At 74.1% G+C, this 10588-nt stretch carries 8 protein-coding genes; all 8 read left to right on the forward strand.

Annotated elements, in window-relative coordinates:
• Positions 1-137 precede the first annotated feature (137 nt).
• Positions 138-548: a GPW/gp25 family protein gene (locus VFE05_23735; GenBank protein ID HET6233109.1), complete on the forward strand. Its 411-nt coding sequence runs from the start codon at positions 138-140 to the stop codon at positions 546-548.
• On the forward strand, positions 545-3985 hold the full coding sequence (locus VFE05_23740) for a putative baseplate assembly protein (GenBank protein ID HET6233110.1): 3441 nt from the start codon (positions 545-547) through the stop codon (positions 3983-3985). The genes VFE05_23735 and VFE05_23740 overlap by 4 nt, the downstream gene beginning before the upstream one ends.
• Positions 3986-3995: 10 nt before the next feature.
• A complete protein-coding gene (locus VFE05_23745) occupies positions 3996-5468 on the forward strand; it encodes a hypothetical protein (protein HET6233111.1) in 1473 nt (490 codons plus the stop codon).
• Positions 5458-6129 carry a phage tail protein gene (locus VFE05_23750; GenBank protein ID HET6233112.1) on the forward strand — a complete coding sequence of 224 codons (672 nt, stop codon included), beginning with the start codon at positions 5458-5460 and terminating at the stop codon, positions 6127-6129. The genes VFE05_23745 and VFE05_23750 overlap by 11 nt, the downstream gene beginning before the upstream one ends.
• 21 nt (positions 6130-6150) lie before the next feature.
• Entirely contained in the window at positions 6151-9120 is a 2970-nt protein-coding gene (locus VFE05_23755; protein ID HET6233113.1) for a tail fiber domain-containing protein, read from the forward strand.
• 121 nt (positions 9121-9241) lie between these two features.
• The gene (locus tag VFE05_23760; GenBank protein HET6233114.1) at positions 9242-9439 is read left to right on the forward strand and encodes a hypothetical protein; all 198 of its coding nucleotides are present in this window, start codon (positions 9242-9244) and stop codon (positions 9437-9439) included.
• Between the two features lie 135 nt (positions 9440-9574).
• Positions 9575-9844 carry a hypothetical protein gene (locus tag VFE05_23765; GenBank protein ID HET6233115.1) on the forward strand — a complete coding sequence of 90 codons (270 nt, stop codon included), beginning with the start codon at positions 9575-9577 and terminating at the stop codon, positions 9842-9844.
• Positions 9845-10364: 520 nt separating this feature from the next.
• Positions 10365-10588, forward strand: a 224-nt coding sequence (locus VFE05_23770; protein ID HET6233116.1) for a hypothetical protein, incomplete at its 3' end; no start/stop codon positions are given.

Below are 10588 nucleotides of genomic sequence, written 5' to 3' on the forward strand. Positions count from 1 at the left end.
GATGGGGAGCGCCACGGTGACCATCAACGGCAAGGCCGCCGCCCGCGCGGGCGACACGGCCGAGACCTGCAACGACCCCGCCGACGCGCCGGTGGGCACCGTGATCGCGGTCGGCACCGTCATGATCGGCTGAGGCGGTGAGCGACTTCCTGGGGGCCGGCTGGGACTTCCTGGGGCTGGCGCGTCCGTGGGACGGCGACGCGCACGGTGCGCCCTCGCTCGTGGCGCACGAGGAGAGCATCCGCCAGGCCGTGTGGGTCGTGCTGGGCACCGCGCCGGGCGAGCGGGTGATGCGGCCCGGCTTCGGGTGCGGCATCCACGACCTCGTCTTCTCGGTCCAGAACGAGGCCACCCGCGCCCGCGTGGCCGACGCGGTGCGCGAGGCGCTGGTGCGCTGGGAGCCGCGGATCGAGGTGCTGGACGTGACCGCGGAGCCCGACGCGAAGACGCCCGCGCAGCTGCTCATCGAGGTGGAGTACCGGGTGCGCACCACCAACAACCAGTTCAACCTGGTCTATCCCTTCTACCTGGACGGGAGCACGGCTTGAGCCCCCTGTCGGCCCCTCCCATCGAGCGGCGCACGCGCCCGGAGTTCGCGGCCCTGACCGCCGAGCTGCTGGAGCGCTACGCGGGCTGGCGCCCCGCCGGCCCGGGAGATCCCGGCGCGGCGCTGGTGCAGGTGTTCGCGCACATGGCCGAGGGCGTGGCCGACCGCGTGAACCGCGCGGCCGACAAGAACTTCCTGGCCTTCCTGGACCTGCTGGGCCTCGAGCTGCTCCCCGCGCAGCCCGCGCGCGTGCCGCTCGCCTTCGCGCTCGCGGGCGGCGCGACCGCCGACGCGCTCGTGCCGGCCGGCACCCCGGTCGCCGCGCCCCCGGCGGAGGGCGAGACGGAGCCCGTGGTGTTCGAGACGGAGCGCGACCTGACGGTCACCGCCACCCGCCTCGCCCACGTCGTCTCCCGCGACCCGGCCGACGACTCCTACGCCGACCGCACGGCCGACGCGCTGGCGGCCCGCGGCTTCCCCGCCTTCGCGGGGACCTCGCCCGCGGGGCACGACCTCTACCTGGCGTTCGGCGACGTGCTGGCGGTCTCCGGGCCCTCGACGGTCACGCTCGCGCTGGGGCCCGGGGAAGCGCCGTGGCCGCGGCTGGCGAGTTGGTCGTACCTCGCGGGCGGTGCGTGGCATCCCGTGGCCGCCACGTGGGACGAGGCCACCTGGCAGGTCCGGCTGGGCCTCCTCCCCGCCGTCCCCGTGGAAGCCGTGCACAAGCGCACCGGCCGCTGGCTGCGCGCCCGCCTCACCGTGCCGATGGCGCGGCGGGGCGACGAGCCGGCCGCCGCCTTCACGGGCACGGAGCCCATCGACCTCGCCCAGGCCGTCCATCCCTTCGGCATCGGCCTTCCGCACCGGCCGTTCCTGCTCGCGGCGCAGGCGTTCGGCGTCCCCCTCGCCACCGTCCGCATCGCGGTCGACGTCGATCCGGCGGTGGAAGCCGCGCCGTCGTCGGACCTGGAGCTGCTTTGGGAGTGCCGCGTGGCGGGGGACGATGCGTGGAAGCGCCTGGGCATCTCCACCACGCTCACGGGCAACCTGAACCCCGACGCCGCGCCCGGCTTCTCCGACGGGACGATGGCCTTCACGCGGAGCGGCGTGGCCGCCTTCACGGCGCCGGCCGAGTGGGCGTCCGCCGACTGGGCGGGGACGATGGGCGCCTGGCTGCGCGTCACCGTGGCCCGCGGCAGCTACTCCACCGGCGGGCTGCCGAAGCCCCCCGCCCTCTCCAGCGTCAAGATCGGCTACGCGGCGGTCGCGCCCACGCTCGGCTCCGCCGCCGCGGCGGCCTCGGCCTCCGCGGCCGGGCTCGCTCCCGCCGCAGGCTTCGCCAACGCGACGCCGCTGGACCTCACGAAGGATTTCTTCCCCTTCGGCGAGCGCCCGCGCTTCGGCGACGTGGTGTACCTGGCCCTGCCGGAGGTGGACGACAAGCCGGGCGCGGCCCTCTCCCTGGGGGTCGAGCTCTCCAACCCCGCCAACGCCTCCGCCGTCCCGGCGCCCGCCAAGCCGTCGAACGACCTGACGCTGCGGTGGGAGTTCTGGAACGGCGTGGCGCAGCGGTGGGACACGCTGGGCGACTCGACGCACGCGGGGACGGTCGCCGGCGGGCGGGCGGGGTTCGCCGACGCCACGAACGCGCTCACCGCCTCGGCCGCGGTGACCTTCACCCGCCCGCCCGAGATGGGGCCCACCACGGTCAGCGGCGTCGCCGGTATGTGGGTCCGCGCCCGCATCGTCGCGGGCAACTACGGCGTGGAGGCGCGCTACCAGGCGGCCACCGGAACCGCGGGCTACACGCTGGTGCCCGCCACGTATGCCCCGCCGTCCATCCGCTCCGCCGCCCTCTCGTACACGTACCAGGCGACCGAGCCCGCTCCGCGCCTGGCCCTGGCGGAGAACGGCATGGCGGTGACGGAGGCCGCCGCTCCCGCCGCGGGCCAGCCCCTCGCAGCCCTCATCGCCTTTGAAGCGGCAGGCGGCGACCCGGCGCTGTACCTGGGCTTCGAGCGGACGGGGGCGGACACGGGCTTCGCGAACACGGCCAACACGCTCTACGTGGGCGTCGGCGAGCGCGAGCACGACCCCGCCGCGCCCGCGGGCGACCCGGCGGTGATCGTGTGGGAGTACTGGAACGGGTCCGAGTGGGGCGAGCTGGCGGTGGACGACGGCACCGACGGCCTGTCGCGCCGCGGGCTGGTCACCTTCGTGGGCCCGGCGGACTTCCGCCTCTCCACCGAGCTGGGGCGCGCCGCGTTCTGGCTGCGCGCGCGGCTCGCCTCGGGCGACGCGGGCCGGCTGCCGCGGGTGGAGCGCGTGCTCCTCAACACCACCTGGGCCTCGCAGACGTCGGTCCTCGCGGGCGAGGTCCTGGGGTCCGCCGGGGGCGACCGCGGGCAGGCCTTCCGCACCGCCCGCGCGCCCGTCCTCCCCGGCCAGGTGCTGGAGGTGATGGAGCCCGGCATCCCGTCGGCCGCCGAGCGCAGGCGGATCCTGGACGAGGAGGACGCGGAGGAGATGCGCGAGGTGCCGGGCGAGCCGGGCGCCGCCGGAGAGGTGTGGGTGCGCTGGCGCCAGGTGCCGGACTTCTACGGCTCCGGCCCGCGCAGCCGCCACTACACGCTGGACCGCGCATCGGGCGAGGTGCGCTTCGGCGACGGGCGGCGCGGGCTGGTCCCGCCGCGGGGACGCGCCAACGTGCGGATGTCGCTCTACCGCACCGGCGGCGGCCCGCAGGGCAACCGCGACGCGGGAACCGTCACGCAGCTGCGGACCACCATCCCGTACGTGGCCTCCGTCACCAACCCCGAGCCGTCCGCCGGCGGCTCCGCGGCCGAGACGCTGGCGGCGGTGAAGCTCCGCGGCCCCCGCCTGCTCCGCCACCGCGGCCGCGCCGTGACCCCGGCGGACTACGAGGACCTGGCGATGGAGGCCTCGCCTGAGGTGGCCGCCGCGCACGCGGTGCCCACGGGCGACGACGGCGGGCGCGTGGCCGTGGTCGTGGTCCCCCGCAGCGCGGCGGCCCGCCCGGTGCCCGGCGCGGACCTGCTGGAGCGCGTGGCCGCCTACCTGGCCGAGCGCTGCCCGCCCACGGTGGACCTGGAGGTGGCCGGGCCGGAGTGGCTGGAGCTGTCCGTCACGGCCGACGTGGCGCCGGTGTCGGCCGATGCGGCGCGAACGGCGGGCGCGGCCGTGTCCGCCGCCCTCGCCGCGTACCTGCACCCGCTCACCGGCGGGGCCGACGGGCTGGGATGGCCGCCGGGCCAGCGCCCGCACCGCTCCGAGCTGTACGCGCTGGTGGAGCGGGTCGGCGGCGTCGACCACCTCCGCCGCCTCTCGGTGGCCGAGTCCGGCGCGGCGGCCTCGCCCCGGTTCCTGGTGTACTCCGGCGCGCACCGCGTGACGGTGTCCGCCGCGGCGGGCGGCTGAGGAGCGCGGCGTGGCCCTCCCCCTCCCCGTCCTGGACGACCGCACCTACGCCGAGCTGGCCGACGAGGCGCGCGCCCTCATCCCCGGCCTGGCGCCCGCGTGGACCGACCACAACCCGTCGGACCCCGGCATCACGCTGGTGGAGCTGTTCGCCTGGCTGGTGGAGATGCAGCACTTCCGGGCGGACCAGGTTCCGCCGGAGCACACGCGCGCCTTCCTCTCCCTGCTCAACGGGCCGGACTGGACGGGCACCGGCGATCTGGACGACGACGTCGCCTCCACCATCTCGGACCTGCGGACGCGATACCGCGCGGTGACGGCGGGCGACTTCGAGCAGCTCGCGCTCGCCGACTTCAACCGGCTGCTGGCGTCGGCCCGGCACGCCGAGAGATCGGCCACGGACGAGGCGCCGGCGGAGTCGTCGCCCGCGCTGGCGGAGTGGTGGGCGCAGACGGGGCTCTCCCCCGCGGCCGACGTGCTGCCCTCCGCCGTGCCCGCGGTGCTGCGCGCCCACCTCGTGGCCCGGCGCGACCTGGATGGCGACAGCGAGACGGATCGCAGCCAGCCGGCGCCCGCGCACGTGAGCCTGGTCGTCGTCTCGGCCGACGAGCCCGCGGAGCCGCTGGGAATGCCCGACACGCCGGGGCCGGCCGCGCTGCGGCGCGCGCTGTGGCAGTACCTGGACCCGCGCCGCACGCTGGGCACGCGCCACCACGTGGTCTCGCCCCTCTACGTCCCCATTCGCGTGGAGGCGCTGCTCGCCCTGCGGCCCGACCTGCCGGATCTGGACGTGGCCGACGACGAGGGATGGGCGCACCTGGCCGTCGCGGACCCGCGCCGCGCGGTGGAGCCGGTGCTGCGGCGCTTCCTGGACCCCGTCCGCGGCGGGCCGGACGGAAGCGGGTGGCCGCTGGGGCGCAGCGTGTACCTCTCCGAGATCTACGACCTGCTGGGCTCGCTGCCGGGCGTGGCGTACGTGGTGGACGTGGTCCTCACCAGCACGTGCGGAGACGGCGGGCGGTGCGTGACTGCGGAACCGTCGTGGAACGACGACGGGGAGATGGTGGGCATGGCGCTCCGCCCGCACCAGCTCCCCACCCTGCGCTTCTCGCCCGGCGACGTGAGGACGGCCCGCGGCTTCGTGCCCGTGAGCGCGAAGGTGGAGCTCGCCGCCGCGCCGGGAACGCCGCTGCCCGAGGTGTTCGGCGCCATCCGCGACCTGGTGCGGCGCGCCTTCCCGCCCTTCGTGGCCGGGGCGGAGAACACCGCGACCGAGGTCCGCGCCGCCACGCTGGAGCGGGCGGTGCGCGCCGTACCGGGCGTGCTGGGCCCGGTGCACGTGACGCTGACGGCCGACGAGTCGCGGCTCGTGTACGGCAAGAGCGGCCGCGTGCTGGCCGTGGCGCTGGTGCAGGGCGAGATGGCCGAGGTGAGCGTGGAGGTGGAGGCCGACCTGCTGCCGGGAGCGGACGATGGCGGGTGACGACGCGCAGTCCGGCCGCGCCAGCCGGTGGCTGGAGTACCTGCCCGCCATCTACCAGGAAGGCGCCGCCGGGGGGCCCACCTTCCTGGGCCGCTTCCTGCTCGCCTTCCAGGAGGTGCTGCACGGCACGGGCGACGAGCCCGACGGCGGCCTGGCCGCGGTGGTGTCCGGCATCCCCCGCCACTTCCGCCCGCAGGAGGCGCCGGCCGAGTTCCTGGAGTGGCTGGCCGGGTGGGTCGCCCTGACCCTGCGCGTGGACTTCGACGAGCAGCGGCGGCGCGACTTCGTGGAGAACGCCGTGCGCCTGTACCGCCTGCGCGGCACCCGACGCGGGCTGGAGGAGATGATCCGGATCTACACCGGCATCCTCCCCACCATCAACGAGACGATGGACCCTCTGCGCGTGGGCACGTCGTCGCAGGTGGGGGCGAGCACGGTGATCGGCGGGGGCGCGCCGCACTTCTTCCGCGTGACGGTGCGCATCTCCACCCCCGACCCGGCCGTGCGGCGCCGCATGTACGCCACGGTGCAGGCCATCGTGGACGCCGAGAAGCCCGCGCACACGCGCTACGCCCTGGTACTCGAGACCCCGTCGCTGCAGATCGGCGTGCACTCCCGTCTGGGCGAGGACACGCTGCTCAGCCCTCCCTTCGCCGACTGAGCCCCACCCCAGGAGACTCCCATGCCCGACAACGTGCAGAGGCTGAGGTACTTCGACCACCAGTTCCTGCGGGAGAAGGACTTCACCGACGAGCAGGCGTACCACCTGGACATGCGCCGCACGCACAACCGGCTGCTGCACACCACGGGCGTCGCCTCGGGGATGGCGCTGCGGCTGGACGGCGGCGGGCGGCGCCTGACGGTGGGCAACGGCATGGCGCTGGACGTGCTGGGCCGCGAGATCGTGCTGCTCCAGGACGCCACGTACGACCTGGGCGCCTACGTGGGCAAGACGCTGTGGGTGACCGTGGCCTACACCGAGCGCCAGGCCGACCCGTCGAGCGAGACGGGCGTGCAGGGCAACCGCCGGTGGGAGGAGGTGCCCGACATCTCCCTGGACGAGACGCCGCCCGACGACCCGGGCATGAACATCCCCGTGGGCCGCGTGGTGGTGGGCGCCGACGGCATCGGCGCCGCCGACGAGGGCGAGGGCTCGGCGCGGCGGCGGCTGACCGGCGCGGTGGGCGGCGAGTTCGAGGCGCGCTCCATCTCGCTCACCTCCGACGGCGGCACTACGGCGCAGTGGCCCAAGCTGCGGATGAGCGCCGACTCCACCGTGGAGCTGCGCGGCAGCCTGATCGTGACCGAGAACGAGACGGTGCGCGGGTCGCTGGGCGTGGGCACCGACCCAAGCGGGCGCCTGCACGTGGTCGACAAGGCCAGCGACTCCAACGGCACCACCCTGGTGCTGGGCACCGGCGCCACCGCGCAGCTCCGCCTGGGGTACCACGCCGACTACTCGTGGATCCAGTCGCACGCCGGCAAGCCGCTGCGCATCAACGAGCTGGGCAACGACGTGCTGCTCGCGCCCAACGGCAAGGGCAACGTGGGCATCGGCACCCCCAATCCCGGCGCGCAGCTCCACGTGGGCAAGGCGATCAACGTGGGCCCCTGGGCCTTTGGCGGGGAGGCGGGCGCGATCGAGATCACGGGCAGCGGCGGCGAGCTGGGCATCGTGCGGCGGAACCTGGCCACGAAGCCGACCGCGTACTCGCCGGGCGACCGCTTCGTCCTCTACAACCAGGACGGCGCCGCCGCGCGGCTATGGTCCGAGGGCGACCTCTTCGCGTTCGCCAAGGACGGCTCGCTGGGCGTGGGACTGGGGAACGGCGCCAACCCGGCGTACCGGCTGCACGTGAAGGGGCCCGGAGCCATCGCCCTCTTCGAGTCGACCGAGGCCAGCACCTACATCCGCCTGGCGGCGTCGGACGGCATCGACAACCGGGTCGAGTTCTGCAACCGGGGCGGCGGGAAGCTGGCGCTGTGGGTCGCGGCCGGCGGCGACGCGCTGGCCATCGCACGCGACGGCGCGGCGGCGGTCCCTAAATCGCTGGTCGTGGGCGCCGCCACGGGCTCGGCGAAGCTGCACGTCATCAACCAGGCGACCGACTCCAGCGGGACCACGATGGTGCTGGGGCCCATCGACGGGTCGCAGCTACGGCTGGGCTACCACACCGAGTACTCGTGGATCCAGTCGCACGGCTCCAAGCCGCTGCGCATCAACGAGCTGGGCAACGACGTGCTGCTCGCGCCCGCCGGCAAGAGCAACGTGGGCATCTGGACCCCGACCCCGCGCACCGCGCTGGACACCGGGCTGGGCGTGATGAGCGGCGCGGCGAACGACTACGTGAAGGCGCAGTTCACCCTGAGCGGCGGCGGCACCGTGACCTGGGCCGACGGGCGGCTGAAGTGGACGAACCGCTTCATCGGCATCTCCGCGAACAAGGGCACCACCTTCTCGGCGGGGTACGTCGACATCGTCCAGCCCACCGCACCCATCCCCGCCGCGAACGTCTACGACGGTAAGGACCGCTCGGTCACCAACGGTGTCCAGCTCAACGGGTGGGAAGCGCTGTACGCGGTGCACAAGCCCGGCGGCTTACAGAACGAGGTGACCTTCCAGATCCGCGCGTACACGGCCGACTTCAACGCGCCCAGCAACTGGCTGCTGGTGGCCGTGGTCAACGGCGACGAGAACAGCGTGAAGCTCGGCACGGGACAGATCCTCGGGAAGGACCTGCGGTGGGGCAACGGGAGCGTGCTGTCGACGGACCAGGGCGGCAGCATCGAGCTGGGCGCCGACAACAGCACGGCGGGGGTGGGCACGCCGTACATCGACTTCCACTACAAGGGAGTCCAGAGCGACTACAGCGCCCGCATCATCAACGACGCCGACGGGCAGCTCACCCTAATGGGCAAGCGCCTGGTCGTGGGCGGAGACCTTCGCGTCACCGGCATGATCCAGCCCTCGGCGGGTGCCGCCGACACGAACGGCATCCTCTTCCCGCTGGATGCCTTCGGCGGAAGCGGCGACAAGGCGTACCTGCGCTACTACTCCCGCACGGCCGAGTCGTGCACGCTGGAGCTGGGCATTCTGAACGACGGCGACGACCACATCGCCTTGATGCCGTCGGGCAACGTGGGCATCGGGAGGAACGACCCGCCGGCCCGGCTCACCGTGCGCCAGCCGGCCAACAACTCGGCGGGCGGGTTCCGCCTGGAGCAGGCGAACACGAACCGCCTGATGCAGATCTACTGGGAGGACAACAGCAACGTCGTCTTCTATCGCGAGAACGGCGTGGGGCAGTTCATGGACGTGAACGGCAACTGGAACCGCAACTCCGACGCTTCGCTCAAGACCGCGGTGGCGCCGCTCGACGACCCGCTTGGCCACGCGCTGCGCCTGCGGCCCGTGAGCTTCGACTGGAAGCACAGTGGCGAGCGCGACGTGGGCGTCATCGCGCAGGAGGTGAGGGAGGTGTTCCCCGAGCTGGTGAGCACCTGCGCCGACGGCACGCTGGGCGTGGCCTACGACGCGTTCGGCGTGATCGCCATCGCCGCGCTGAAGCAGCTCAACGGCGTGGTGGACGAGCAGCGGCGCCGCATCGACGAGCTGACGCGCCTGGTCGCGGAAGGCGCCGCCCCTGCGTGAAGAGCGGCCGGCGGAGCTGCGTGCGACCGCGACGCTCCCCCCCATCCGAGTACGAACACGGGAGATGCGCGGCCGTGCATCTCCCGTCGCCCTATCCACACGTGACACCGACGAGGCGAAGTTGAACGAGAGGATCGACCAGAGAATCGCAGAGCTCAAGCAGGATTTCCAGCGGGGCGAGGAGCGCCTGCGCGAGCTGGACATGCAGCAGGCGCAGCTGCGCGAGACGATGCTGCGCATCGCCGGGGCCATCCAGGTGCTGGAAGAGCTGCGTGGCGGCCAGGAAGGCGGCGAATCGCCCGCGTCCCCGCCCGACTGAGGCGCACCGGGCGTGGCACCGGCGGTCCCTCTTCACCAGTGCCACGCGAAGACCCTTGCCGCCGGGCGCGGGGCGATGCTTTATAGGAGCACGCACCACGCGCCTCTCCCGTGTCCCGGCTCCCCCACGGTCCCCATGGCATACCGAGAGTTCCGCGACGAGACCGGCCGCGCCTGGATGGTGTGGGACACCTTTCCCCGCACCGGCATCCTCCGCAGCGTCCGCGAGAACTACCAGGCCGGCTGGCTCACCTTCGACTCGCAGTCCGAGAAGCGCCGCCTGAGCCCCGTGCCCCAGGACTGGGCCGAGGCGCCCGAAGGCTCCCTGCTGGCGCTGCTCGCCGACGCCACCCCCGTCCCCGCCGTCCACACGCCCCGCCTTACGGGCGCGCGATCGGCCGGCTGAGGGCGGCATCCGGCCGCCGTCACGCGACCGAGGCCGCTCTCCCGGGGAGGCGGCCTTTCGCTTGCGGGGGATCGGGATCAGATTCTCGTTTCCACGCCTTCCGTTGCCACCGCAGTCGTCCGCCCTCGCCGTCCGGGGGATGAGGATGATGCGCATCTCCTGAAACGTTGCGTTCTGCGGCGGGAAGGGGAACTCGGCCGGCTGGCGCGGGACGACGGCGACGCGATCCGGGAGATGGCGTCCGGAGCCGTCTGAACATCCGCATGGGGATACGTGCGCGGGTGGATGACGCGGCCGCAGCCGGAGCATGCCCGCCGCGCCCCCGCTGGGCGGGGCGGCACGATCCTAATCCGCCGTCCCGGCGGGGGCTGGAACGTTTCTGGCGGAGTCCGGACGGACTCCCCGAGCCAGCGAATACCCGCACCCGGTCCCGGTGCGACAATCCGCGCGCACGCCGGCGGGAGCCGCCGCCTGCGCGCTCCCGGCGGCCCGCGCCGCACTTCCCCCAAGTCCGAGCGAGATGGACGCCCAGGCACTCCGCATCCTGGTGGTGGACACCGACGCCGAACGCGGCCTCGCCACGGGCGCGCTGCTGGCGGAGGTCGGCATGCGCTGCTTCGCCCACGCCGACACGTACGCCGCGGCGCTGGCCTCGCTGCGCGCGGGCGGCTTCGACGCGCTGCTCGCGCGCTCGCGGGTGGACGGGCGCCCTGCCACCGACCTGCTGGCGGAGCGCGGCGTGGC

It is taken from the genome of Longimicrobiaceae bacterium, assembly GCA_035696245.1.
GTDB lineage: Bacteria > Gemmatimonadota > Gemmatimonadetes > Longimicrobiales > Longimicrobiaceae > DASRQW01.

Coding starts and splice junctions, on each gene's coding strand:
- VFE05_23750 (HET6233112.1), top strand. CDS start 5,458: ATGGCGGGTGACGACGCGCAGTCCGGCCGCGCCAGCCGGTGGCTGGAG.
- VFE05_23765 (HET6233115.1), top strand. CDS start 9,575: ATGGCATACCGAGAGTTCCGCGACGAGACCGGCCGCGCCTGGATGGTG.
- VFE05_23755 (HET6233113.1), top strand. CDS start 6,151: ATGCCCGACAACGTGCAGAGGCTGAGGTACTTCGACCACCAGTTCCTG.